Source organism: Fontibacillus forbon (genome assembly GCF_046559655.1).
GTDB lineage: Bacteria > Bacillota > Bacilli > Paenibacillales > Paenibacillaceae > Fontibacillus.
Map to the genome: position 1 here is coordinate 365,773 of NZ_JBKGFV010000003.1, position 25,256 is coordinate 391,028.

The following is a 25,256-nucleotide window of genomic DNA, read 5'->3' on the forward strand; positions in this document are numbered from 1 at the left end:
TTTGTGATGATGCCTTTCACCGAGGGAAAAATTCATTATCCCGGCTATCGGCTGGGAATGTCCTATTGCCCTGAAGCCCCGCTATCCGGGGACGGGGACGAGTTGTCCGGTTACCGGTTGGTTTTGGTTTTGGAAGGCGCGGGAATTATGCAGATAGGGGATCTTGCTTATCCGGTCATGGGTTCGGCGATCTACTGTTTTCATGACCGTGAAACCGTGACGCTGCCTTCGACGACCCGGGTCACGGCCAAAGCCCTGTTTTTTCAGCCGAGGGTGCTTAATGAGCGGCTTAACGGTCTGCTTCCCGGCGGAGAGTCAGTCGGTCATGCCCATGCGGAAAAAGAGACCGCCTCCACCGATATGCAGGATTTGTGGGTGCTGGAGCCGTTTTTGGAGCGAAGCAAAGGCTATTATGGCGGCATACCGCTCGATCCATCCGTGGCAAGGCATGCGGATGAACTGCTGAAGGAGATCGACTATAATTTGCATTTTCAACCCGATGCCCATTGGCCTTGCCGTAGCCGTTCCTATTTGTTGGAGCTGTTGTTTTTGATCCGGCGCATCTATCAGCAGACGACGTTTTCACCGGCTATCATTCCCTCCGAGGTTCCGGAGTCGGTAAAGCCGGTGCTTGAATATTTGCATACGCACTATACCGAGAAAATCAGGTTGGAAGATCTGACCTCCAAGTTCCATGTGAACAAAACGACTTTAAATGAGCAGTTTAAAAAGTCTACCGGCTTGTCTCTGATCGCTTACCTGAATAAAATCCGGATGCAGATGGCCGATTCCATGCTTCGCAACACTACGCTCCCTACGGCAGAAATCATGGACCGGATCGGGTTTGCCGACGATGCTCATTTCCTCCGGAATTTCCGCAAATACTCCGGTTATTCCCCTGCGGAATTCCGAAATGCCTATTGCTGGATGTTGAATAAGAACAGTTGACGGACTTCCCCGTCAGTTATGAGAGGCGCCTCTAACGGAGGCGTCTTTTTTACTGCCGATTTGCAGGAAGACGCTGCGGATTAGCAATACACGGCGAAATTCGGAATTGATAAGATTTTATCGAACAGAAAAAAGAAAAGGGAGCTGGTCTCATGAAATGTTTCAAAGTGATGCTCTGCGCAGTGCTGCTCTTCCTTGTCGGGGGGCCGCAGATGGGTTTGGCGAAAGTGCAGAAAGATCGTACATCCTCGGCGAGCATGAGCGTTAATTTTTACAGCGAGTCCCTGCAAAAGGAAATGCATATGAGCGTTTATTTGCCGCCGCATTACAATGCGCAGGATGAATACCCTGTTCTGTATGTACTCCATTCTTACACGGTAAACGAAAGCCAGTGGTTCAATACCCTGAAGATTACCGAAACCGCGGACGCTCTCATCTCCAGCGGAAAGATCGAGCCGATGATCATCGTCGCGCCGCGGATCAATAACAGCTTTGGCGTCAATTCCTCCGACGTTTCCGGGTATTCGGCCGCGAGCGGCAAACCGGAAGATGCCGGAGTGCTGCACACGGGCAAGTATGAGGACTATATTTCCAAAGACGTCGTCGAATTCGTCGACACTCACTTTAATACCATAAAATCACGCCAGGCCCGCTATCTGGGAGGAACCTCCATGGGCGGCTTTGCGGCGCTTCATATCGGGTTCAAGCATCCTGAAGTCTACGGTAAGGTAGGCGGGCACTCGCCGGCGCTGTTTGTCGGCGACATGTGGGAGCCGCTGGAGAAGTTGGTCTTCCCGAACGCGGACGCCAGAGCGAATAACGATCCGCTTGCGCTAGCAGCCAGCCGGAAGTTGAATAAATTGAGCATTTATCTGGATTATGGCGACCAGGATGACTTTAAGGCCGCGATCGATAAACTGGAAGGCATCCTGAAGGGTGCAAAGACGAAATCCTACGAATTGCATGTCGCTCCGGGCGGCCGTCATGATGATGCCTATTGGAGCAGTCAGTTGGAAAACTATTTGTTATTCTACGGGGGCTTAGACCGGGATTAAGCTTCAGGTTGTTGTTGTAATTCCCCTTCTACTCCGGATAAAATGGAGTCAAGGCGCGCACGGGAATCCGTGCGCGCTTTATTAAGGGGGCGCATGAAGGATGGATACCTTTTCTTCTATAATATCTGCATTATTCTTTGTACTAGGCATATCTGCATTGTTATCCATCGTAATTACAAGCTGGAGAAACGGGATTTCGCCTACGCCGACTTCGGTGCCGGTACGGCATGCGGCTATGGCGGAGCTTAGGCGGATCGGCGGCATTACGAATATCGTCGAGGCCGGATCGGGATGGGGGACGCTTGCTTTACAGGCAGCTAAAATCAATCCGTCCTGGAACATCGTCGGTATCGAAAATTCGCACATACCGTTGGCGGTTTCCCGCCTGACGGCTCGCTGGAGTTCCGTCCGCAATGTCTCTTTTATAAGAGGCGATTTATACAAATATCCCTATGGGAAGGCGGATGCGGTCATCTGTTATTTATTCCCCGGGGCCATGAAGCGGCTTGACCCGCTTTTTCGCGAAGAATTGACTGCGGGGACTTCTGTTATCAGCATTTGCTTTGCGCTTCCGGGGTGGACGCCCGACCGGATCGTTACTTGCCGGGATATGTACCGGACGAAAATTTATATTTACAAAAAATAGCGATATTGCAAAAATCGACAAAAATGTTTCTCATGGAACAATTTTCACGACTTTTTTACAGGTTGTGATTTTTTTTTACGTTTTTCTAGTTTTCGGCAAGGATATCCGCATATATAATAGATTTACTTCCGCTGCGGATTGAGGATTACCAGGCAGGCCCGGTATGGAAGAACGCTGGCAACATTAGGGAAGGTGGGTAACAAAAATGCGGAACAGAAGTATCGGAACCAAGATCAGCCTGATCGTCGTCAATATCCTGTTGGCATTCGCAGTGGTAACAGCAATAGTAGCGGTGGATCAAATGAAAAAGGGCATTGAATCGTTCGCTACGGCCAAAGCAAAGAGCGATTTGGAGCTGGCCCGTCAGTGGTTGGATTCGCAATATCCGGGTGATTGGGAGATCCGGGAAGGGCAATTGTTTAAGGGCGATACCAAAATGAACGATAATGAGGAAGTCGTGGACCAAATCGGACAGGCCACCGAAGATACGGTTACGATTTTTCAACAAAATAAGCGGGTTGCTACCAACGTGATGGACGGAGGGCAACGGGCGTTAGGAACGACGGTTTCCGATAAGGTGGCCGAGGTCGTACTGAAACAAGGGGAAAAGTATTACGGCAAAGCCGTGGTATTAGGCAAAAACTATCAAGCGGCTTACGAGCCGATTAAAAATTCGGGCGGCGAAACCATAGGGATTTTCTATGTCGGGGCATCCCAACATTTGATCCAGAGCATTCAGCAGGACTTCATGACGACATTTGCCATCGTGTTTGTCATGGCCATGCTTGTGGCTTGCGTCGTTGTCGTTTGGTACATCAAGCGCATGCAAAGACGGCTCATGGCGGTGACGCAGGCAATGGAATTGGCGGGAACGGGCGATTTTACCGCCATCATCCAGGATAAGTCGGGAGATGAAATAGGCCGATTGGGCGGCAGCTTCAACAAGATGGGGGAGAGCCTCAAGGCGTTGATCCGGCAGGGATTGCTGGCCTCCGAGAAGGTTGCGGCCTCCACGGAACGGCTAAAAGCGGTTGCCGAGAAAACGACGGAGGAGTCTTTCCGGATTGCGGAATCGATGGAACAGGTGACTGAAGGGGCAGACAATCAGACCCAAAGTACGTCTGAAAATGCCAGAGCGGTGGAGGAAATATCGGTCGGAGTCCAGAATATTGCCGAGCACGCGCTCGAGGTTTCCGAATCGGCAGTTCGTTCCAAAGGGCAGGCCGATACCGGAGCAAGCCATGTCCGCCAAACTTTGCAACAAATGGATTCGATATCTCTTTCGGTTCAGGAAACGGACCGGACCATCCAACGGCTGGACGAGAAGTCGCGGGAAATCGAAGAGATCCTGGGTCTGATTCGGGAGATATCGGCGCAGACCAATCTGCTGGCCCTGAATGCTTCTATTGAAGCGGCGCGCGCCGGGGACCAGGGACGCGGGTTTGCGATAGTCGCTTCGGAGGTAAGGAAGCTGGCGGAACAATCCGAGACTTCATCCCACCGGATTTCGGAAGTCATCCGCGAGATCGGGGAAGACGTGAAAATATCGCTCGGAGCCATGGAAACGGTGATGCAGAAAGTAACCGGTGGATTGGAACTGGCGAGGGAGACGGACCGCAGCTTTGCCGGAATCGTCGAAAGCAACGGCCGAATCGCGGAGCAGATGGAACACCTGGCCGCCACCTCCGAGCAAATGTCTGCCGGGATTGAGGAGATTACCGCCTCGGTAACGGTCATCTCGGAAATTGCCCGTGTGACCAGTTCGAATTCCCGGCAAGTTACGCAGTCCGCTTCCACCCAGTTGGATGCCATCCGGGAATTGAACGATTCGGCGGTTTTATTGTCGGAAGTGTCGGGCGAACTGCATCAGGCGCTCGCCAAATTCAAAATTAATGGTTAACTTCGCTCAAAGGCCTCATACAAAGCCCCGTCTTACGGGGCTTTTTTATGCCGTTTTTGCCGGAGAAAACCGTTCAATCAGGGCATCGCGGCTCATCACGAGACGCAGCGGAACCAGCTTCTCGGCGTGCGGTCCGATGCGGTTCCCGTTTCGCGGGTGAAACACCGTGAGCAATAATCTTAAGTAATAAGTGGTCAAGGAACGAAAGGTACCTTGTTTAAGAGGATATGTTTCAAAACCCATTCCGTGGGTAATACCTCTGTGCAGTAAGGTGATGCCCTGCAGCGCTTTCACCTGACTGAGTTGGGGAAGAGTCCTCATCTCGGCGCAGATTTGCCGCATCGACCCTCGAGCCAGCCGGGCGACACGCAGCGCGACCTGATTGTCGTCGTAAGTGCGCAGCATCTCCAGAATGAGACGGTTATCCAGATGCAATTCCCCGATCCAGTCGCCCGTATGGATCCAGGTACCGTCCTGGCAAGAGATGCTTGGCCCGTGATACTTGTTCACGTACATTTTACATATGCCGTATTCACCGGAATAAAGGGAACGAGCCCGGCTGAATCGCTCAAACCATTGTTCCCATCCCATCCAGGCCCATTGAATAACTCTTTTTAATTTTGTGGTTTCGGCCGCTTTCATCGTGCGTCCTCGCTTTCATTTACATATCGGGTGTCGTCTTCAGTATATCGGTTGCCTGGAGCCGTGAAACCGGGCGGAGGTCCAGTTATGTTCCTGGACCTGGAAACAATTTTGTAAAAACAAGGGAATCGATGCGGTTTTGTAGTAAAATGAGTAAAAACCATCAAACCGGTAATGGAGGAAAGGGATGAAGGATTTTAAAGATCGGGTTAATTCCATCAAGGACAGACAAAATCAGCTTGCCCGGGAATACCAGGACCTCATGGCGGAGTTCGAAGCAAATGATGCCCTGCGGGAGAATGAAACATTACGACGGGAGCATGAGGCGGTTCAGCAGCGGGTAGCCGCTTTGGAAGCCCGGCTGCAGCTGCTGGAAAAGGAAAACGGCTCGCTGCGCCACGCGCTATCCGAGCAGATTCTGGACGAAAAGCTCAGTCTGATCAAAGCGTCGCGGCAGAAGCTGGAGACTTATTTTACGGCCATGGGGCAAGGGCATATGAATTCGCTTGATGCCGTGGAACATGGTGCAAGGCAGCGTATCCATCAATTGTATGAACAAGCGGACAGATTCCTTGGGGCCGACAAGGAAGTCATTACCGCCAAGCTGGGACAGTTTCAGGACGAACTGAATCACCGGATTGCGGCTCATCGCCAGCGCGTACTGACCGAGGATCGGACCATCCGGAGCGACGCGGCTCAAGGCTATGAACAACTGGCTTCGGAAGGCGTCAGCGAAGAGACGATGCAGCGGCGCATGAAGCAGAATCGGATCGAGATGAAAATCGGCCTGAACTGGTTTAACAAGCTGGGGATTTTTCTCATCATCCTGGCGGTAGGCGCGGCATTCCAATATTCCTATTCCACCTGGTTCAACGGCTATATGAAGGGCGCCGCTTTTTTCCTGTTAGGGGCGCTTATGCTGGCCGGCGGAGAGTGGCTGTTCCGCAAAAACAAGACGGTTTTCGCCATGGGGATTTTGGGCGGCGGCATCTCGGTCTTGTACGGGTCGGTGTTCTACAGCTATTTCTTGCTTGAAATTATCGGCTTGGCTATAGGAATGATTCTTTCCATTATAATTACGGCCACGGCCGTATTGTTATCGCTCAGGTATGAATCCCGGACGATCTGCTCCTTCGGCCTGGTAGGCGGCTATCTTCCGTTCTTTTCCTATATGGTTGCATTCGGTCTGGAGGGAAGCGCCGTTTACGTGGCGATGGGGTATTTGTTCCTGCTGAATGCGTTGATCCTGTTGATTTCGTTCCGGAAAAATTGGGTGGTCGTGAATTACATAAGTTTTCTGTTCAATATGTTTTCCATGCTGGTGCTCGTCTCAATTGCGGAGCATACGGCGGTCGGCATGCTATATGCCGTCGTTACTTTTATCATGTATCTGGGAATTACCCTTTACGTTCCGTTTAAGAATAAAACCAAACTGACCTGGTGGGATTTTGCTTTACTGGTCCTGAATACGGTCATTAACTGCGTGACGTTGTACAGCTTGCTGTTATCCGCGGATTGGGATGATTTCAGCGGTTTGCTTGCGCTCCTGTTCTGCGCAACCTACTTTGCGCTTGCCCGGTTGTCCCGGAGACACGTGCATCAGGAAAAGGAGACCCGCCTGTTCTTCTATGGCACTTCCCTGACCTTTTCGCTGTTGGTCATTCCGTTCCAATTCGGCATCCATTATATGTCGTTGGCATGGCTGATCGAAGGCATGGTGCTCACGATACTGGGCCATCTTTACCGTTACCGGCAGCTGGAGCGCATCGGCTGGGGCATTGTGGGGCTATGTCTGGGCATATTCCTGTTTGTCGATAGTTTCCTTAGTTTGTTCGATACGGATTCTTTGGATTATTCATGGAAGTACACTTTCGTTTCGCTCGGGCTGATCGTGCTTACCCTGTTTTACGCCTTCCGCCTGCAGGACGACGGAGACGCGCGGCGGTATAGACCGGGGGACAGATCTCTTCTCTCCGTATTTAAATATGTGGCGCTAGTTAACTTCTGGTTATATCTGGTCTATGAGACAGGACGAATTTATAAGCGGATCATGCCTGAGGGTTCGGAGTTGTACGATTTCTATAAAATCTTGCTGATCGCCGCCATCACCCTCATTTTGGCATATGCCATTACCAAAGTGGCAGTCCTTTATGACACGTTCGTGAAGCATTACGTCCGCATCTTGTACGGGTTCGGCTATCTCGCGTGCCTGGCGGTGACTTTGACGGTTCCGTCGCTGCATGCGGACGGCGCGTACAATTCCGCGGAGAACTATGTGGCGCTGATGATTCTCATCGGATTCAATCTGCTCGTCTTTTTCAGCGGGCGCGATCTGATCATCAGCATTCTGGAGCCGTATCCGGGCCAGCGGGAATGGTACCCGATCATCGCGGGCGTCTACCTGTTCGGCATCATGACCGCCATTTTGGGCGTTCAACTCCGGCTCGGCCACATCGGCTGGCTGTTCAGCGCCGTATATCTGTTGCTCGCGATCGGTTATATCACTTATGGATTCCGGTACAAATATTTGTTGATCCGGCGGATCGGCCTGGGCTTGACCTTGTTTTCGACCGGCAAAATGCTGCTGTTCGATTTGCAACTGATGACGACCGGCAGCAAGATCGCTGCATACTTTTGCTTTGGCATCGTCTTGTTGGGGATTTCTTATATTTATCAGAAGGTATCCAACAAATTAGGAGCGGCAGAGGAGGCGGCTTCCACGGCGGATTCCCAGGGTTAAGCACAAAGGAGCGCCTCACTTTATGACTATTTTCAAGAAATTTAACTATCGGCTTTTACCCGGCTCCCTCTTTTTGCTGACGTGTGCCATTATGGCGGCAGGGTGTTCGACGCAAGAGATGGCAGGGAACGCTCCGGTTTCCGAACCGCCTCCCTTATCGAGCCCCGCCCCGGCGGCCCCGGTCAAGGTTCCGGCACAACAGGCTGCCGCAAGTACCGCAGAGACCGCCGTAACCGGCCGCTACCTCATTTCGGGCTACAGTCCGGCTAACGCCGGGGTTGCCGAAATCACCGTTTCGCCGGAAGAACCGGGGAGATATCACCTCAGCGTGTCTGTTGTCAGGGGATATTCGCACCATATCGGGTCGATGGAATCGGATTTTGAATGGGATGGGGAGCTGGGAAAGTTCAGGCTGACGGATGAAGGGTACGAGGATGTCGCATTGGAGCTTGCCGAAAATTCGTTGACCGTGGACTATGAGGGAAAACAATTCGGAGGCGCGAATGCCGAGCCGAAAGGGACCTATTATTTATCCAATACCGGTGCGGAGGATGCCCCGTTTCTGACCGAATTATATGACCTTACCGGATTGGGCGAAGTTTACCGGCACGGGGTCTCGGATGTATACAGCTATGAACTGGATGAAGGCCGGCTTTTGTTGCTTGTGCGATCAGGTAATAACGAAGACCGAAGCGAGATTGCGGAGGAACGCCTGGCGTTGTATAATGCTTCGTCCCGAAGCTTGAAGGCGTTGGGCGAGGCATCCGGCCATAACGAGACTGACAATAGGGAACTGCTCCAGAGCTTGGGAGCCGATGAGCATCTCATTTATCAGGTGCTATACAAAACGTACAACGACCGGCTGATCACCTTGGAAATGGAGAAGTTCGACGAGGGGCAACCGGGATTCCACGATTCGGACGATTATAGATTAAGCGGGCAAGAGGCCTTCTATATCGCAACCGGAGTGAAGAACACGACGCGATGGGAGAATAATACGAGGGATGAGAACGATATCGGTTCCACATTTATCGCTGAAGTGGACTCGATGAGGGAAGAGACGGTGACCATTCGCTTCGACGAGCTCGTACGTAACCCTGAGGGTATGGAAGAAATCGTGAATACGGATCGGCTGGAGGTAGACCTTGCCTCCGGTAAAGTCGATTGGCTAACCCCATAAAATGAATGTGCCCCGGAATCCGGTGCGGCTTGATGAAGTGCAATAGCCGCGTCGGGTTCCGGGGTTTTGCGTGCTGTGACGCGTTTTTAATATGTAACTTAGTAAGCCTGCGCATCGTTTAGTAAAAAGTAGAAGCAAATGTACAATGAGGCGGATGACGCTTCCTTGAATGGATACTTTGTGTATAATAAGGCCAACACATGGACAACAAATCGCCGCGGGATGAGGCCGGTATGCAAGCAGGCGCCGCAAGAATCACGCGGGACGGAAAGAAGGTAGTGTAACCGGATGACGACGCTGCTCATCGTGGAGGATGACATTAGTTTAAATAAAGGAATCGCGCTCACCCTGGCTCAAGACGGAATCATGATTGAACAAGCCTACGATTTGGCGACTGCGGAGCAGCGGTTTGCCGAAGGGGGCATCGATCTGATCGTGCTGGATGTCAATCTGCCTGACGGCAACGGGCTCGATTTTTGCGAAAAAATCAGGGCTACCTCCCGGGTGCCGGTCATATTTTTGACGGCGAACGATATGGAATCCGACATCGTCCTGGGCTTCGAGCTGGGCGGGGATGACTATATCACGAAGCCGTTCAGCCTGATGGTGCTGCGCTCGCGGGTAATGGCCGTGCTGCGCCGGAGCCGTGCGCTGCATGAAGACAAGCTGACGATCGGCCCGCTTAGCCTTGATTTCGGGAAAATGGAGTTCCGCAAGTCAGGCGTTAGCCTGCCGCTCAGCAAAACGGAGCAGAAACTGCTGAAAGTGCTCGTATCCAACCGGGGCCAAATTTTGACGAGAGAGCAGTTGATGGATCAGGTATGGGATCGGGAAGCGGAGTTCGTGGATGAGAATGCCCTGACGGTCACGGTGAAAAGACTTCGCTCCAAAATCGAGGACGAGCCCTCCTCGCCTGTTTACATAAAAACCGTCTACGGACTGGGGTATCTTTGGACCCGGACTGAAGGAGTTTCTCATGCGGACTAACCGTGAACGCCGCCGGGCCTTCCTATATGCGGTCTATGGCGGCACTTTTGCTCTGTTGACGGCGGTTTATATCGGAATCGTAACGTATGTTACCGGATTCGATACGGCAATGGGCTGGGCTTCGGCCTTGTTCGTGCTTGCGTTGCTGCTCCTGGGCGGAGCCCTGATATGGACGATGCAGGCGGAAGCCTCCATTACCGCCGAGGTGCTCAATGAGATTGTCGACCGGGCCATCAGCGGCCAGCCGCGTCAAACCGGGTATACGGAGAGCGCGGTGTCCTCCCTGGAGCATAAAGTGACCCGTTATTTTGAAATGTCGAGCACGCATAAACAAAAGCTGGACGCGGAAAAAAGCAGCATCAAAGCACTGATCTCCGACATCTCCCACCAGACGAAAACCCCTTTATCCAACATTATTTTGTACAGCGGGCTATTGGAGGAAACCCCCGGCCTTAGCGTGGAGGCACGCCAGCATGTCGCAAGCATCCGGGACCAGTCGGCGAAGCTGGATTGGCTGATCCAGTCCCTGGTCAACATGTCGCGGCTGGAAAACGGCATCATCGCGATCCGGTCGGACTTGCATCCGGTGATCGGAACGGTAACGAAAGCCGTCTCGCAAGTTTATGCCGGTGCGGAGCAAAAAGGGATCGACGTCCGCATCCATTGCGATCCCGGGACGATGGCCAGGCATGATCCGAAATGGACCGCGGAGGCGCTCGTTAATCTGCTGGAGAACGCGGTGAAATACAGCAAACCGGCCGGAGGAAGCATCGATATTACGGCCCGGGCGAACGAAATGTTTACCCGGATCGATATCGCCGATACCGGCATCGGTATCGCGGAGAGCGAGTGGAATGATATTTTTAAACGCTTCTACCGCAGCAAGGAAACGTCGCAGTATGAGGGTGTCGGCATCGGGCTGTACCTGACCCGCGAAATTCTCACGTCCCAGGGCGGATACATTAAAGTGTCCTCCGTGCCCGGCACGGGATCGGTGTTTTCGGTGTTCTTGCCGGCGCTTTGAGAGGCGCAATATGTCCATTCCGTTATTTTTCAGACACCGGGGTGTCAGATTGGTTTGCTACATTAAGTCTGTACCGTCAGGTATGGACTTTTATGTTCTTGAATAGCAAAGATACGTCTCTGAAGGAGGACAGGACATGTCCATTTTGCAAATCGATCAGTTAAAAAAATACTACGGCAGCGGGGAGTCGGCAGTCAAAGCGTTGGACGGCATCACACTTTCCGTGAACCGGGGGGAATTCGTCGCCATCGTCGGAACGAGCGGAAGCGGCAAAAGCACGCTTCTGCACATGATGGGCGGGTTGGACCGGGCGACGGAAGGCAAGGTCTACGTCGACGGAAATGATATTTTCGGCATGAATGACGAGCATCTCACGATTTTTCGGCGCCGGTCGGTCGGGTTTGTTTTTCAAAACTATAATCTGATCCCGATCCTGAACGCTTATGAAAATATCGTGCTGCCGATCGAACTGGACGGAACCCCGGTGGATAAGGAGCATGTCGACCGGATTATCGGCGCGCTTGGGCTGAAGGACAAGGTTCGTAATTTGCCGTCCAATCTGTCGGGCGGACAGCAGCAGCGGGTGGCGATCGCCCGGGCGCTGGCGACGAAGCCGTCCATCGTGCTGGCGGACGAGCCTACCGGCAACCTGGATAGCAAGACTAGCCAAGAAGTGATGATTCTGCTCAAACAGTTAAGCGAAAAGTTCGATCAGACCATCGTGATGATTACCCATAACGAGGAAATCGCCCAGACGGCGGACCGGATCATCCGGATCGAGGACGGAAAAATCCTGGCCCGCCCCGAACCGCTACGCGGAGCCGGGAGGTAGGCCATGAACATTGCGACCAATCATGGAAAAGCCGTTACCCGGCTGGCCAAGCGGAGCCTTCGGACCAATCGGATGCGTAACCTGATCATTATCTGTGCCGTCGTATTGACGACTTTGTTGATTACGTCGGTGTTCACGATGGGCTTTAGCATTAACCGGTCCATGGAGCAGACGCAGATGAGGACGGCGGGGAGCGACTTCCACGGCAGTTTTAAATACCTGAGCCCGGAAGAAGCCGACAAACTGGAACGGCATCCTTCCATTAAAAAATACGGGAAAGCCGTGCTCATCGGGTATGCCGTGAATGACGAATTTCGTGATTCAAAGATGGAGATCAACCAGATTGACGAGAGTCTGGCCAAACATAGCTTTATCCGGTTAGAGGAAGGGAAACTGCCCGAGGGCGAAAATGAAATCGTCCTGAACACCTGGGCGCTTGATTTGCTCGGCGTACCGCATCAATTGGGGGCCAAGGTCGATCTGGATATGGATATCAACGGCGAGCAGGTATCGCGTACCTTTGAATTGTCCGGATATTATGAGGCGGATCAGTATCTTGCCATGTCGGGGCTGGTTTTTTTATCGGAAGCCTTTGTCCGGGAGAACCTCTCGCATATCGATCCGGAGCAAACGAAGCAGACCGGAACCTATGTAAACACAACGCGGCTGGATGTCATGTTCAATAACTCCTACGGGATTGAAGACAAAATCAAGAAAGTGATGGCGGACACCGGAATCAAGGCGGACTACGGAGTGAACTGGGCGTACTCCAGCGTGGGGATTTTCGAGGATCCCATGAATGTACTGCCATATGCCGGGCTAATTCTGATCATCATGCTGAGCGGATATTTGCTCATCTACAATATTTTTCATATTTCGGTGGTCCGGGACATTAAGTTTTACGGCCTGCTGAAAACGATCGGAACGACGCCAAGGCAGTTGAGGAAAATCATTACGATGCAGGCGAACCGGTTGTTTTTGATCGCGCTGCCGATCGGACTTGCTTTGGGCTACGGGGTCGGCCTTTGGCTGATGCCGATGATGAAGACCTTCTCCTCCTTGGAGGAGGAAAGCGTACATTCGATAAGTCCGCTAATTTTCATAGGCGCTGCGCTATTCTCCTATCTTACCGTTCGGATCGCTGCCAGCAAGCCCGGCCGCACCGCCTCGCGCATCTCGCCCGTCGAAGCCGTAAGATTTACCGGACTGAGCGGCGCGGGCCGAAAAAAGACGAAGCGCTCGACGCAAGGGGCCAAGCTGTCCCGCATGGCTTTGGCCAACCTGCTCCGGCATAAAAAGAAGCTGATTCTGATGCTGGCGTCTTTATCGTTAAGCCTGATCTTGTTCAGCATTATTTACACCGTGATTTCATCGTTTGATGTGAATAAGTACCTGAGTACGTTTATTTCTGGAGATATCGTCGTGAAGGAAATGCCGGATCGAAGCCAACGGTACTCGGAAGGGGGAACCGCCGCGCTTACGGAAGATGTCGTAAAATCGCTGGGGACTATCGATGGGGTAGAGAGCGCGGATAAGGTTTACTTTCAAGGCGACCAGTTAAAAATGAACGAAACCATTCGAAAGACGCTAGAACCGCTTGCTGTCGATGAGGATCCCAATACTCCCATATTCACCTCCATACTGGACAGGGGGATTATTGATCTTCAGGTTCATGGGATCGGCCCCGGCTGGTACGACGTCATCCAAAAAAACGATATCGTTATGGGCAGTTTTGATCGCGAGAAATTCGCCACCGGAAATTATGTACTGATTTCGGAAGCGTTGCTGGACGGAGGCGACGACTTGTATGCGGTCTATTATCGGCCCGGCGACCGGATCAAGCTGGACAGCATGGGCAAAAGCTATGAAGTTATGGCGGTACTCAAGTCGGATGCGCTTTATGCGGCAGGAACCCAGTCGTATAACGTTGCGGGCTTTAAAGTATATTTCCCGGCGGAGGAGTTTGCCCGTTCGGTAGAAAATCCCGGCATCATGTCGGCCACCCTTCATGTCGATCCCGCCAAACTGGAACAGGTGATGAGAACGGTCCAGGGCATGGTCGATTCCAATCCGGATTTGATGATGAAGTCCCGGGAAGACTACAAAAAAGAGATGGACGGCTTCATCCGAATCTTCCAGACGATCGGTTACGGACTCAGTCTCATCATCGCGCTGATCGGCATTTTGAATTACATTAACACGGTAATCACCGGCATCATTTCGCGACGCAATGAATTCGCCATTCTGGAAAGCGTCGGGATGACCCGCAAGCAATTGAAAAAAACGCTGGTCTACGAAGGCCTGTACGGGGTACTGTTCGTCGGCCTGATCGGCGGCACGGCCGGGTTGTATCTTACTTACCGAATTGCCAAGAGCATTTCGGAGAATATGGCCTTCACGGTGTTCCACATGTCCGTATGGCCGATCGCCTCCGCGGTTCCGCTGCTGGTGGCGATTTCGCTGGCTGTGACCCTTGCGGCGTACCGCTGGCTATCCAAGGCCTCGATTGTCGAGCGGCTGCGGGAGGCGGAGTGAGCGGGAGTTGGTATAATAATGTACTAAAGATTAATAGTAAAAACCTCCAAATATGATTTGGAGGTTTTCGTCATTTAAGAGTTCTTTTACAAAATAAATAAAAAGCCAGCTTTATAAGCTGGCTCAAGAAAAATACTTATCCGATTAAGCTCCGCCATGTTGAACAAAACTAGTGAAGATGGGTTCCAGAATCAAAGTAGAACCAGGGACAATGAATACGAACGACAAAATCATGCTCGCCAAGATCAAGGCTACTTTTCTTTTCATAGGACCGCACACACCTTTTTAATTAGATTTTTGTACATTTCACTGACTTCGCATGATGCTTCATTTCTAAATTGTTCAAACAATCCAACATATTTAATAATAATGTCTTCTTTGTTTATTTTAACTGAATATTCCAATCCTTGCATCGTAATTTTAAATCCGTTTATGTAATCACAATTACGTAAGTAGTAAAGAGCTAACTCGTATAAAAACCCCGCAAAGTGATCGGGAATAACCTGATCTTCGTACATATCATTTGTCTGCGGTTCATACGCCTTAATCTCTGATTTAAACAGTTGTAGAATGGAATCGGCATTAAAGTTGAACCGGTTTGCGGCGTATAGAATATTTAATAGAGCTGAAAGGATTTCATTAGGCCTTTTTTCAACATAAGCTACATAATCCGAAAGCACCTCTAAATTTCCGTTCAGAAGATTGTTTGAGTAAGTATTGGCTTGAGCCCATTCAATAAATAAGCGCATCCAGTATTTTGTTGCTTCGTCCGTTTCTTTTACCCAGCTTAAGTCGGCATATTCGTTAGTGTACTGCAAGGCTTGCCCATAATCGCCTCTTCCCTCGGATGCACATGCATCTAGGAGCTTTGCATATGCAATATATACAAAAAGCGGTCTGCTCAATTTATTTTGCTGTTCAAGAAAAAATGTATTCTTTGAGTGTTCTTCGGTAAAATACAATATTCTAGCCTTATGTTCCATTTCCCGGGCGAAGATTTCCACCCGGTCCCATAGACGTAGTGAACGGTACACATTGGCCAAATCTTTAAGAGCATCGAGTTGTAGTATCTCATCTAACCGGTCAACAAACGGCTCAAATTGGCAGGCGGTTTTGAAGTTTTGCATCTGGTCTTTCCCGATCCGGATCGTGAATAGACGGTACTGACACAAGGCTAATCGTTCGGAATGCTGCTTCCGCTCACTATCGGCCACATTCTCATACAGGATTTCTGCGGCGCTGTATTTTTCGGACTGAAATAATTCTTCCGCTACATCAAATAACAAGGGGGAATACATCAAATTATCCAGCAGCAAGTTCACGGTCTCGGTGATACAGTCTAATTTGTCCAGCTCTACGCAATTAAATAGGAGGGGGCGGATTCTGCGCCAGTCAGGATTATTCTCCTCCAAATATTCACGAATGAATTCCGTATAGTAGTGCCCCTTCGGAAATCCCATCACTTCCGTAATTCGATCTAATTGGTTGACGGTCAGCTTGCGTGTGCCATTAAGGATATGACTAACTGTTCCGACGTTAATCCCCAATTCCAATGCAAATTGTCTTATGGTGAGTTCGTGCTGCTTGATGTATGAATTGAGTTCCGTAAGAATCATGGTGGATTTCAACAGAACCACTCCCAAAACTAAATTTTTATATTTATATAGAATACATTGATGAAATAATCTCAATTTATTCCGTTATATTACAAATATAGCTATTTTTTGGACTGTGGTCAATTAGATTGCTTACTAGCTAAACGGTTAAAATGCTATAAAATCCGGCGGGTTGCGGGCTGCCCTATTCCAGGTCATTTGCTCAGACACGAATCAAATCTCGGATATCCTCGAAACTCAAAAGGACAGTCAGGGTGAACTTTCTTGACGTTTTTTCTTAAGGCGTAAAGGCTTTGGAGAAGTAAATTCCTGCAAAAGTGCAGCTTTTCGCGGCTGATCTCTCTTCCTGAATCTGAAATCCTGCAAAAGTGCAGTAATTTTACGCTTAAGGCGGCCAAACGGTGGTTTGGAGGCGAAAATGATGTATATTTGCAGGAATTTAGCACAAACAAATCGCTGTATAGCAGAAATAATGTACATTTGCAGTTTAATAGAATGGGGAAGCCCGTCCGGAGTTCAAGGAACCACGCATAACACGGATAGTGATTTCCCCTGAATTCCCTGTATACTACGCTTAAGGGAGATGGTTACGAAATGAACAGGTTTGAACGGATTAGCGAGCATATTACAATCATGCACGCCGAGCATGAAAGCGACCGGCCGATTCTAGGCTACGTGCAGGGAAGGGACAAGAGCCTGCTGATCGACGCCGGAAATTCCCCGCAGCATGCGGCTCTTTTTCAGGAGCATCTGAGACAGCTAGGATACCGCACTCCGGACTTGGTAGTGCTGACGCATTGGCATTGGGATCATACCTTTGGCCTTCCGGCCTGGAATGTTCCCGTAATCGCCCATACCGGAACCGCCGAGGCGCTTCGCCCTCTCGCCGGCTTGGCTTGGTCCGATTCGGTACTCGAAACGCTGGCGGAGAAGGGTATCATCAGTGATCAGACCATTGAACATATGCATATAGAGTATGATGACATAACGTCCATGCGGGTGATTAAACCGAATATGATGTTCCAAGACCGGCTGGAAATCGATTTGGGCGGAGTAACTTGCGAGGTTCAGCATGTTGGAGGAGACCACGCAGCCGATAGCTGTTTTGTGTACGTTAGGGAAGATAAAGCGTTATTCCTGGGCGATGCGCTGGGTCCATCCGTGTATGGCGGTCCTTATTCGTACACAGCGGGAAATTTTCTTGGACTTCTTGATCGCATGTACCGCTATGATACTGAGATCTATATTGAGTCCCATGGCGTTCCGACCGACAAGGCGGATTTTCACCAGGATATCGGGCGGTGGGAGCAATTTGCCAAATTCGTGGATCGGCATGGAGATCACCCCGAAGCCATCGCCCGCGATATGACGGCATTTCTGGAACAGGAAAGCTTATCGGACGAATTCCGGAAAGCGATGGATTACTTTATGGAAGGGTTACGCCGTCGGCGTTGATAGCATTCATCCCATAAAGCAGCGAAAAACAAAGCGGCCCGCCAACTTTAAAAGATGGCGGGCCGCTGCATGACGTATTAGGTTAGGCGTCCATCGCCGGACTGTTTCTTCTCTTGAACATAACTTACTGCCCCGATTGCTAGGGCGAGAGTGACGATTAGCGATCCGACCCATGGCAGCGACGAGAGTCCCATGTGGTTGATGACGAGACCGCCGATAAAGGCCCCGGCAGCATTTCCCAGGTTTCCGGCCGAATGGCTGGCGGTGGAGGCAAGCGCCGGCGCCGCCTTTGCCAGGTTCATGATCCGCACCTGTAGGCCCGGCATCACGCCGAACGAGACGAAGCCCCAGAAGAAGATTGTGATGATGGCAAGCACGGGACTTTGAATCGTAAAGGTGAAGATGCCCAGAACAACGGCTACCATCAGGTAGAGTCCGAGCAGGGAAGGCATGAGCTTCCAGTCGGCCAGCCGACCGCCTACCATGTTGCCGAGCGTTACGCCAAAACCGAAGATCACCAGTATCCAGGTAACGCTATGCTCGGCAAAGCCGGTTATCTGCTGGAGCAAAGGGGCGATGTAAGTAAACACCGCAAACAGGCTCGTATTGCCAAGCGCTCCGATCAGCAGGAACAGCATCAGCTTGGGGCGGAGAATCGCGCGGATTTGCTGGGCTACTCCCGTCTGCTGTTCCTGGCGCAGATGCGGCACGAACAGCAAAATCCCGCCAAGTGCGATGACGCCCATCACGGCGATGGCGCCGAAGGAGGCCCGCCAGCCGAGCTGCTGTCCGACGAAGGTGCCGAGGGGCACCCCGACGATATTGGCGATCGTCAGCCCGGCCATCATGATGGATACCGCTCCGGCACGTTTTTCCGGTCGGACGAGGCCCGCTGCGATGACCGCGCCGACGCCGAAGAAGGTGCCGTGGGTCAGCGCGGTCAGAATCCGCGCCGCCATCAGTACGGCATAGTTCGGTGCGAACACCGATATTCCGTTGCCGAGGATGAACAGGATCATCAGCAGGCAGAGCAGTTTTTTCTGGGGGATCCGCTGGGTCATTAAGGTCAAAATAGGCGCGCCGATGGCGACGCCCATAGCGTAAGCGGTAATCAGCTGTCCGGCGGCGGAGATGCTGACGTGCAGGTCGTTCGCCACATTCGGCAGCAGCCCCATGATGACGAATTCGGTCATGCCGATGGCGAACGAGCCGACGGTCAATGACAAAAGCGCGATCGGAAAAGGTTCTTTCACGGCAGTTTTTTTGGAAATCGTTTGTGTTGTATTCATGGAGTACACCTTTCAATTTACTGTGAAAAAGTAAGTTCAGCTCCTAATTATTGAGCTTAAGCGGAATAAGATCAAGGGGAAATTTTGGGTGATAACGCTTTAATGGAATAAATCATTTCCGGTTCGATATTAAAAAGGAAAAACAAGGATAAAAATCGAAACATACATATACAGAAGTACCTAGTTTTCATCAAGAGAAGTTGAAGTTGAACGAGGGGGATCTAGTGAAGAGAATCACGGGAGTGACAATAGGCGGAATTATGTTGGCGGGGACCCTCCTGCTAAGCGGATGTACCGGCAATGGGGAAGCGACCGTCCCGACGGAGTTAGAGAAGAAAATTTTCCTGGCCAATAATGAAGGCTACCTGTTGAATGAAGAGGGGAAGTATGAGGAAGCCCTGGAACACCTGGAAAAAGCGATAAATCTCGTATATGAGCAGGACCCGAGTCTGAAGAATCTGGATTCGGAGGTGCAAGGATCGCAGCTGCTGGATTCTCCTTTCAACAATGCGGCCTGGGCCTGGAATGAGCTTGGCGATCACGCTCGGGGATTGGAATTGATCGAGAAGTCCTTGCTTATTTTGCCGAACGATGATGTGGAATACTCCAATAAAGGGAATGCCTTGTACGGCTTATTTAGATACGATGAAGCGCTGGAGAGTTACGACAAAGCCCTGGAACTTAACGAGGAGAACACTAGCGCGTATTACGGAAAAGGCCTGATCCACTATGATCGGGGAGATTATGAGGATGCCCTGAAACAGTTTGATACGTACCTGAAGTATGAACCCTCCGATGCCGACGCCGAAGAATACAGAATATACGCTCTTTTGGCCCTGGATAAGGAGGAAACGGCGGAGAAGCATGCCGACAGCTATTTTAAAAAATATTCCGATCGTTATGACGGGTACAGAGTGAAAGGCGCATTACTTGAGAATACGGCGGAGTATGATGACATTGTCTCCTTTTACAAGGAGGCCGGAGGGAAGTTCCCGCAGCAATGGGAAGCCCGGGAGAAGCTTGGGGAGATTTATTACAGCTACAATAAATATGACGAAGCTCTGGCCCTTTTCGATCGGTTGGCGTTGACTTTCCCGGAGCTGCCGGAGGTCGACGTTTGGAGGATCAAGGTTTACGGCGCGCAGGGGGACCTGAAAAATGCCGAGCAAATCTATCAGGACGGAGCGGATACGGCGGACATACATATGGCTATGGGGGATGCTTACGTGACCAACGGATGGTACACCAAGTCAGTTCCGTATTTTGAGAAGGCCATTAAGGCAGCGCCCCTGGATCAAAACGGGTACGTCAAGAAACTCCAGGCCCTGGATTGGGGCAAAAGATATTACAAATGCGCCGCCTTTGGAGAAACGGCCTTGCAATCGGTGACGCCCGCGTCTTCGGATATTCCGTGGTACACCGGTCAATGCCAGTATGACCTCGGAAATGACGAAGAAGCGATTACCTATTTTCAGCAAGCCGTAGATATTGATCCTGAAGATTACGAGGCCTGGTCTTTTCTTGCGTCTTCACATCTGGCCTTGGGGAATGAAGAACAAGCCGAGAAATTCAGCAAAAAGGCGTTAGAAATCTATTCCGAGGACAGTACGGCGCTTTATGTAAAGGATGCGCTGGAAGATCGAAAAAATCCGCTTGGAGAGCGGATTGGGCAGTTTTTTAAAGACAATTACCTCTACAATAAAGATGCAGACAAAATGGGTACCACGCTCGCCAAACTGGAGAACCCGTCCCTATCCCAACCGGAAATGGCTGCCGTGATCGATAAAGCGAAATCGTCCGAGGATCGGTTTACGTTTATGGTCTACGGTGAATTATACGATCAGTTAGCCGAGTCCGGAGACGAGGATATCATCTATAAGGATATGGGAGACATCCGCTATTTCAAAATCGAAGGTTTCAGCAAGAACACAGATGATCAGTTCATTCAATTCCTGGATGAAATTCCGGAACCGGAAGGCAAGACGCTGATCCTGGATTTGCGCGGCAACGGGGGCGGTTTGACCGACAGTGCCAACAATATGCTGGATGCGCTTCTCCCGGATTTGGTGACCTGCACTTTAATATACAACGACGGATATACGTACAACTATTACTCCGATCCGGAGTTTATTGATTTCAAAAAGATTCATATTTTTGTGGATGAGAACACGGCCAGTGCCGCTGAATTGCTGACCTTGGGACTGAAAACTTACTCGGATAACGTTACGGTCATTGGGCGCCCAACCTTTGGGAAGGGCGTTGGACAGCGGGTATTTGAGGATAAAGAGAATAAAGTGATGGTGTTCGCGGTTAACCACTATTGGAACGTGATGCAGAACAATGTGGCCAACACCCGGATTACCCCGGATATTAAGGTGAAGGGCAGCTCTTTGGAGAGCTTTATGAAGCAGGTAAAATAGTCAAAAAAGCCTGCAATATCCGGATTGGATAAAGAGGGATATATTTAGATGAAGGAAACGTTGAATAACGGTCACTCCGGCCAAAGCAAAAAAAGGGAATCCAAACTGGAAGAGGCGATCGCGGTGTTCTTTTCCTTTTCCTTGGTCTGCGCCGCGGTTATTATGCTTCTGATCGTTCAAGGGGCGTATAGTCAGCAGAATATCTTATCTTTTAGAAAGTCTCCGTTGGAGTGGACGCTCTATACCGTAATTCCCTTAACGGGAATCCTGCTGCTCGGGGTTATTCTTGTGAAGCGCCTGTCCTCCAAGCATATTGACGACGCCAACAAGAACTATCAACATCTTTCGCTGATGAAAATCGTAGGGTTCATGTTTTCGGCGGCCTTGTTCGAAGAACTGCTATTCCGTGGCCTTATTCAGAACGGGCTGCTGTTACTTTTGAAGAAGGAATGGTTGGCGATTCCGGCGACGGCCCTGCTGTTCCTCGCTTTTCATGTGCAATACTACAAAAAACCGCTGATGCTCTTGAACATAACAGTACCCGCTTTGGTATTTGGTTGGGTTTATGCCGAAACCGGCAATATTCTCGTCCCGTTCGTCATCCATTTTCTCTCGAATCTGCTGATGACCCTGTTTTTTAAATATGACTGGTTAAAATTAAAAGCGTGAATTACGGTTGAACCGAAAAGAAGCTTGTTTCCGTTCCGAAAAAGGAGCGGGAATAAGCTTTTTTTTGAAATGTATTCCTATGGAATTAGGAGGGAAAAGCGCGGAAGCCTTTCTGCAGGGGATCAAGCAAATTTACCTGAATGTGAATGAAGAAGCAGGCAAGTTTAAGGACGACCCGCTGGGTTACATCAAACAGGCATCGGTAAACCAATGGGAGGCTTTAACGAATCTATACACCGAATTAAAAGAACTCAGCCCGGGCCAAAGATGGGAACGAATCGGCGGAATGGTAGGGGAGAACACTCTATCTACAGTAGCTAGCGTAATCGGCGGGGGGATCATTGGACAATCGATCAAGAAGGTATTTATTGTAGTCGAGTCGAAGATTGATTTGGACTTCCCAATTGAAGATGTGGATATAACCAAAGATCCTCCGAAGAAGCCTGATATGCAAAAACCCGAGGCGGTCGAACCTCCGAGAACAGGTGAGGTAGCGGATGGGGGGCGAGTGGCTGAGGGGACGGGTGAAGTTACATCAGGTTTAGGAACTGTACAATCAAGGATAAATATTGCGAATGGGAGAACCAGATTTACTCCATTAAGAGATACAGGTGAACCAGTTTCAGCAGGGTTTGATCATATTCTTGAAGGGCATTTTAACAGACCATTAGCTAATAGTAGGTCGATTTTCTCAATTGCGCCGGATAAGTTAAAGGAAATTCTACAGAGTTCAGACGTTGTCAAATCTACTGTTACAGACATCGGTGGGGGTCAGTTCACTAGAACAGTAAATGTTGGAGAGGTTGTTGGTAATTCAGCCTTGAAATATGGTGGTGGAGAAACCACTTGGATAAAAATTTTTACAGACAAAGCAGGTAATTTGATTACAACTTATCCTGTATCAGCACCATGAGGCTTGAGATTTAGGAAAGGATGATAGAAATGCAAGACTTTGAAAAAACATTGGAAGCTTTCATTTGGGAAGATTTTAAAAGTTTAATGAGCAACCCCTTATTATTTAACAGTTATGTCGATTATTTTTTAATTTTGGTTGATTGGATAAAAAAGAATAAGGCGGGGTTGGAATATTCAGTATATTGGAATAGACTTAGCCCAATTTTGGATGTTGATATATATGACTATATTTCAAAAGAGCCGGAGATATTGCTTGATCAAGAATCAAAAAGGATGTTTAATTTAAAGCCAGATACAGTGGATTCTTTTGTAATGAGGTTAAGTGACACACTTTGGGATTTGGTTAAACTTCGTTCAGGAAAAGATTGTCCAAGGTGTAAAGATGATGAGTTGAATTATGTTGTTGCTGAAGTTCTGAAGACAGCGGAGAAAAAATTAATTTTAGAGTGTGATACGTGCGGCCGCACTTTGAATAGTGACGGAACGGAATGGTCTGATGGAGTGGCTATCATTCATCCAGCAAATGAGTCAATTGTAAACAAATATTTAGGTGTGAAATAGGCAAGTTCTATACTAACCTTGATTGGCTTCATGCCTTTCAAGGTTTCTTCTTTTGGAGGGGTGGATGCCGAATGAACCCATCATTCAACCAATAACACATATAACCCATGTAATACCCTTATAAAGATTTCTCCATTTCGGTTGTACGCACATCAAATGCTTTAATTTTATACCCTAAATAACGCTATCCGATACATCTAGCAGGTTGATTATGGTCAGATACCACCATGATTAAATCGACCTCCGTCAAAATTGTGAGTCTGAATAAGCTTTTTTGTTAGAAGCATGGATCATACTAAATTTGGAAGATAGATACCTTAGCTATTGTATGATGAAATGGGTCATTCTAGTAAAATACCCAGTTGGATACTGTAATTTGGAATAATTTAACTATTGAAATCAAGGAGGATAATATTATGAAAAAGGTACTATCCATGCTTACGGCAATTCTTGTTTTGGTTACGATTCTCCCGTCCAGTTCGTTCGGGGCGGCGGTTCAAATGCCGCTGCGGGTGGAAGTGGATGGAGAGCGCATTTATTTTCCCGACGCCCAGCCATTTGCGGACAAAAACCAGCGGGTACAAGTGCCGGTACGTTTTGTAAGCGAAGCCTTAGGGGCGGATGTGGACTGGAAGTCAGCCACAAAATCGGTGACGGTGGTTTTGGATTCCGACTCCATAATTTTGACCTTGGATAAAAAAGCGTACACCGTTAATGGACAAAAGAAACAAATGGATACGGTTGCTCTTCGCAAAGAAAGCAGAACATTCGTCCCCCTGCGCTTTGTGAGCGAAGGACTCGGCGCTACGGTGGAATGGGATGCCACGATTAATACGGTGTTGATTACAACGGCTAACGGAAACTCTTCGAATACTTCGGAAGAAGGGACAGATCAGGAAGCAAAGCAAATACGCTCAAGCGTGTAGCCCAGGATTATGTCAGGGTAGAAAAGGAAACGGAACAAAAAATCCAAGACGCCATGCAGCAGACCTTCCAAGCTACAAGGGTCGATTTGTTGGCAGGGAACCCAGCGGGTCAGACCAAACGCGCCAAGCTGGTTAGTGGGACCAAGGAGCCGGAGGAGCTTAACGAACTGGTAACGAATGAAATAAACTTGAATATGCTCCTTCGTCAGTATCTTGATGAAATCGGATATGAACTCTTTCCCGGAGAAGTATCCTTGGAAGTGACGATGGATGAGCATGTCCTCAAATTTTGGGAGTTCGCGCTCTCAAAAGGTTATGATCCTCGTCCTTTGAATATTTGGAATATCGGGACCGTTCCGAAGCGTATCGGCAGCTGGAAGAGAGGACTAGCGGTTTAAAGGAGGGAATCCGGGACTACAAGGAGCATATGCTTGATGGATTCGAACTGCTGGCATTCGGCCGAGGGTTTTATCTCGGGCTGGAGAACAGCGTCAACAATACGGCCGAGGGTTTTGCGCAAATTGTTTCGCACCCGCTTGACAGCGCGGAAGCCCTTCTGCAGAGGATCAAGCAGGTTTATCTGAATCTGAATGAAGAAACGGGCAAGTTTAAGGATGACCCGCTGGTTACATTAAACAGGCATCGGTAAACCAATGGGAGGCTTTAACGAATCTATATACGGAATTAAAGGAACTCAGCCCGGGCCAAAGATGGGAGCGAATCGGCGGGGGGATCATTGGACAATCGATCAAGAAGGTATTTATTGTAGTCGAGTCGAAAATTGATTTGGACTTCCCTGTTAAAGATGTGGATATACCCAAAGATCCTCCGAAGAAACCTGATGTGCAAAAAACCGAAGCGGTCGAACCCCTCGAGAACAGGTGAGGTAGCGGATGGGGGGAGAGTGGCTGAGGGG

The 25,256-nt window shown here is 49.8% G+C and carries 21 protein-coding genes; 18 read left to right on the top strand and 3 right to left on the bottom strand.

Annotated features, from left to right (window positions below; genetic code table 11):
* The first annotated feature begins 6 nt into the window (after nucleotides 1-6).
* The 4 genes from ACLB09_RS13775 (at nucleotide 7) to ACLB09_RS13790 (ending at nucleotide 4,549) form a co-directional block, all read left to right on the top strand.
* Entirely contained in the window at nucleotides 7-948 is a 942-nt protein-coding gene (locus ACLB09_RS13775; protein ID WP_410770772.1) for a helix-turn-helix domain-containing protein, read from the top strand.
* 152 nt (nucleotides 949-1,100) lie between these two features.
* A complete protein-coding gene (locus ACLB09_RS13780) occupies nucleotides 1,101-2,003 on the top strand; it encodes an alpha/beta hydrolase (protein ID WP_410770406.1) in 903 nt (300 codons plus the stop codon).
* 100 nt (nucleotides 2,004-2,103) lie between these two features.
* Entirely contained in the window at nucleotides 2,104-2,649 is a 546-nt protein-coding gene (locus ACLB09_RS13785; protein WP_410770407.1) for a class I SAM-dependent methyltransferase, read from the top strand.
* Nucleotides 2,650-2,854: 205 nt separating this feature from the next.
* Nucleotides 2,855-4,549 carry a methyl-accepting chemotaxis protein gene (locus ACLB09_RS13790; RefSeq protein ID WP_410770408.1) on the top strand — a complete coding sequence of 565 codons (1,695 nt, stop codon included), beginning with the start codon at nucleotides 2,855-2,857 and terminating at the stop codon, nucleotides 4,547-4,549.
* A gap of 45 nt (nucleotides 4,550-4,594) precedes the next feature.
* Here ACLB09_RS13790 and ACLB09_RS13795 read toward each other — a convergent pair whose 3' ends face one another.
* Entirely contained in the window at nucleotides 4,595-5,191 is a 597-nt protein-coding gene (locus ACLB09_RS13795; protein ID WP_410770409.1) for a YkoP family protein, read from the bottom strand.
* Between the two features lie 187 nt (nucleotides 5,192-5,378).
* Between ACLB09_RS13795 and ACLB09_RS13800 the strand changes: the two genes are divergently transcribed.
* The 6 genes from ACLB09_RS13800 (at nucleotide 5,379) to ACLB09_RS13825 (ending at nucleotide 14,489) form a co-directional block, all read left to right on the top strand.
* Nucleotides 5,379-7,931, top strand: a complete 2,553-nt coding sequence (locus tag ACLB09_RS13800; RefSeq protein WP_410770410.1) for a DUF2339 domain-containing protein — start codon at nucleotides 5,379-5,381, stop codon at nucleotides 7,929-7,931.
* 22 nt (nucleotides 7,932-7,953) lie between these two features.
* A complete protein-coding gene (locus ACLB09_RS13805) occupies nucleotides 7,954-9,111 on the top strand; it encodes a hypothetical protein (RefSeq protein ID WP_410770411.1) in 1,158 nt (385 codons plus the stop codon).
* 288 nt (nucleotides 9,112-9,399) lie between these two features.
* On the top strand, nucleotides 9,400-10,098 hold the full coding sequence (locus ACLB09_RS13810; RefSeq protein WP_410770412.1) for a response regulator transcription factor: 699 nt from the start codon (nucleotides 9,400-9,402) through the stop codon (nucleotides 10,096-10,098).
* Complete coding sequence (locus tag ACLB09_RS13815; protein ID WP_410770413.1) at nucleotides 10,088-11,122, top strand: sensor histidine kinase; 1,035 nt, start codon at nucleotides 10,088-10,090, stop codon at nucleotides 11,120-11,122. Before ACLB09_RS13810 ends, ACLB09_RS13815 begins: the two co-directional genes overlap by 11 nt.
* A gap of 136 nt (nucleotides 11,123-11,258) precedes the next feature.
* Nucleotides 11,259-11,954, top strand: coding sequence for an ABC transporter ATP-binding protein (locus ACLB09_RS13820; protein ID WP_410770414.1), 696 nt, complete (start codon nucleotides 11,259-11,261; stop codon nucleotides 11,952-11,954).
* A 3-nt stretch (nucleotides 11,955-11,957) separates the two neighbouring features.
* Nucleotides 11,958-14,489, top strand: coding sequence for an ABC transporter permease (locus ACLB09_RS13825; protein ID WP_410770415.1), 2,532 nt, complete (start codon nucleotides 11,958-11,960; stop codon nucleotides 14,487-14,489).
* Nucleotides 14,490-14,752: 263 nt separating this feature from the next.
* Here ACLB09_RS13825 and ACLB09_RS13830 read toward each other — a convergent pair whose 3' ends face one another.
* Nucleotides 14,753-16,126: a helix-turn-helix domain-containing protein gene (locus tag ACLB09_RS13830; protein ID WP_410770773.1), complete on the bottom strand. Its 1,374-nt coding sequence runs from the start codon at nucleotides 16,124-16,126 to the stop codon at nucleotides 14,753-14,755.
* A gap of 573 nt (nucleotides 16,127-16,699) precedes the next feature.
* Between ACLB09_RS13830 and ACLB09_RS13835 the strand changes: the two genes are divergently transcribed.
* The gene (locus ACLB09_RS13835) at nucleotides 16,700-17,560 is read left to right on the top strand and encodes an MBL fold metallo-hydrolase (RefSeq protein WP_410770416.1); all 861 of its coding nucleotides are present in this window, start codon (nucleotides 16,700-16,702) and stop codon (nucleotides 17,558-17,560) included.
* 77 nt (nucleotides 17,561-17,637) lie between these two features.
* On the opposite strand, the gene ACLB09_RS13840 is transcribed toward ACLB09_RS13835, so the two are convergent.
* Nucleotides 17,638-18,849, bottom strand: coding sequence for an MFS transporter (locus tag ACLB09_RS13840; protein ID WP_410770417.1), 1,212 nt, complete (start codon nucleotides 18,847-18,849; stop codon nucleotides 17,638-17,640).
* Between the two features lie 224 nt (nucleotides 18,850-19,073).
* Here ACLB09_RS13840 and ACLB09_RS13845 point away from each other — a divergent pair, with 224 nt between their 5' ends.
* From ACLB09_RS13845 to ACLB09_RS13875, 7 genes are all read left to right on the top strand, one after another.
* A complete protein-coding gene (locus tag ACLB09_RS13845) occupies nucleotides 19,074-21,269 on the top strand; it encodes a tetratricopeptide repeat protein (protein ID WP_410770418.1) in 2,196 nt (731 codons plus the stop codon).
* A 48-nt stretch (nucleotides 21,270-21,317) separates the two neighbouring features.
* Nucleotides 21,318-21,938, top strand: a complete 621-nt coding sequence (locus tag ACLB09_RS13850) for a CPBP family intramembrane glutamic endopeptidase (protein ID WP_410770419.1) — start codon at nucleotides 21,318-21,320, stop codon at nucleotides 21,936-21,938.
* Between the two features lie 7 nt (nucleotides 21,939-21,945).
* Complete coding sequence (locus ACLB09_RS13855; RefSeq protein WP_410770420.1) at nucleotides 21,946-22,851, top strand: hypothetical protein; 906 nt, start codon at nucleotides 21,946-21,948, stop codon at nucleotides 22,849-22,851.
* 29 nt (nucleotides 22,852-22,880) lie between these two features.
* On the top strand, nucleotides 22,881-23,414 hold the full coding sequence (locus tag ACLB09_RS13860; RefSeq protein WP_410770421.1) for a hypothetical protein: 534 nt from the start codon (nucleotides 22,881-22,883) through the stop codon (nucleotides 23,412-23,414).
* A gap of 416 nt (nucleotides 23,415-23,830) precedes the next feature.
* On the top strand, nucleotides 23,831-24,340 hold the full coding sequence (locus ACLB09_RS13865) for a copper amine oxidase N-terminal domain-containing protein (protein ID WP_410770422.1): 510 nt from the start codon (nucleotides 23,831-23,833) through the stop codon (nucleotides 24,338-24,340).
* An 89-nt stretch (nucleotides 24,341-24,429) separates the two neighbouring features.
* Nucleotides 24,430-24,738 carry a hypothetical protein gene (locus tag ACLB09_RS13870; RefSeq protein WP_410770423.1) on the top strand — a complete coding sequence of 103 codons (309 nt, stop codon included), beginning with the start codon at nucleotides 24,430-24,432 and terminating at the stop codon, nucleotides 24,736-24,738.
* A gap of 29 nt (nucleotides 24,739-24,767) precedes the next feature.
* A complete protein-coding gene (locus ACLB09_RS13875; protein WP_410770424.1) occupies nucleotides 24,768-24,989 on the top strand; it encodes a hypothetical protein in 222 nt (73 codons plus the stop codon).
* Nucleotides 24,990-25,256: the final 267 nt, after the last annotated feature.

What these genes read in the sequence shown, in the direction of transcription:
- ACLB09_RS13775 (WP_410770772.1), top strand. Translation starts at nt 7, where the DNA reads ATGATGCCTTTCACCGAGGGAAAAATTCATTATCCCGGCTATCGGCTG.
- ACLB09_RS13780 (WP_410770406.1), top strand. Translation starts at nt 1,101, where the DNA reads ATGAAATGTTTCAAAGTGATGCTCTGCGCAGTGCTGCTCTTCCTTGTC.
- ACLB09_RS13785 (WP_410770407.1), top strand. Translation starts at nt 2,104, where the DNA reads ATGGATACCTTTTCTTCTATAATATCTGCATTATTCTTTGTACTAGGC.
- ACLB09_RS13790 (WP_410770408.1), top strand. Translation starts at nt 2,855, where the DNA reads ATGCGGAACAGAAGTATCGGAACCAAGATCAGCCTGATCGTCGTCAAT.
- ACLB09_RS13795 (WP_410770409.1), bottom strand. Translation starts at nt 5,191, where the DNA reads ATGAAAGCGGCCGAAACCACAAAATTAAAAAGAGTTATTCAATGGGCC.
- ACLB09_RS13800 (WP_410770410.1), top strand. Translation starts at nt 5,379, where the DNA reads ATGAAGGATTTTAAAGATCGGGTTAATTCCATCAAGGACAGACAAAAT.
- ACLB09_RS13805 (WP_410770411.1), top strand. Translation starts at nt 7,954, where the DNA reads ATGACTATTTTCAAGAAATTTAACTATCGGCTTTTACCCGGCTCCCTC.
- ACLB09_RS13810 (WP_410770412.1), top strand. Translation starts at nt 9,400, where the DNA reads ATGACGACGCTGCTCATCGTGGAGGATGACATTAGTTTAAATAAAGGA.
- ACLB09_RS13815 (WP_410770413.1), top strand. Translation starts at nt 10,088, where the DNA reads ATGCGGACTAACCGTGAACGCCGCCGGGCCTTCCTATATGCGGTCTAT.
- ACLB09_RS13820 (WP_410770414.1), top strand. Translation starts at nt 11,259, where the DNA reads ATGTCCATTTTGCAAATCGATCAGTTAAAAAAATACTACGGCAGCGGG.
- ACLB09_RS13825 (WP_410770415.1), top strand. Translation starts at nt 11,958, where the DNA reads ATGAACATTGCGACCAATCATGGAAAAGCCGTTACCCGGCTGGCCAAG.
- ACLB09_RS13835 (WP_410770416.1), top strand. Translation starts at nt 16,700, where the DNA reads ATGAACAGGTTTGAACGGATTAGCGAGCATATTACAATCATGCACGCC.
- ACLB09_RS13840 (WP_410770417.1), bottom strand. Translation starts at nt 18,849, where the DNA reads ATGAATACAACACAAACGATTTCCAAAAAAACTGCCGTGAAAGAACCT.
- ACLB09_RS13850 (WP_410770419.1), top strand. Translation starts at nt 21,318, where the DNA reads ATGAAGGAAACGTTGAATAACGGTCACTCCGGCCAAAGCAAAAAAAGG.
- ACLB09_RS13860 (WP_410770421.1), top strand. Translation starts at nt 22,881, where the DNA reads ATGCAAGACTTTGAAAAAACATTGGAAGCTTTCATTTGGGAAGATTTT.
- ACLB09_RS13865 (WP_410770422.1), top strand. Translation starts at nt 23,831, where the DNA reads ATGAAAAAGGTACTATCCATGCTTACGGCAATTCTTGTTTTGGTTACG.
- ACLB09_RS13875 (WP_410770424.1), top strand. Translation starts at nt 24,768, where the DNA reads ATGCTTGATGGATTCGAACTGCTGGCATTCGGCCGAGGGTTTTATCTC.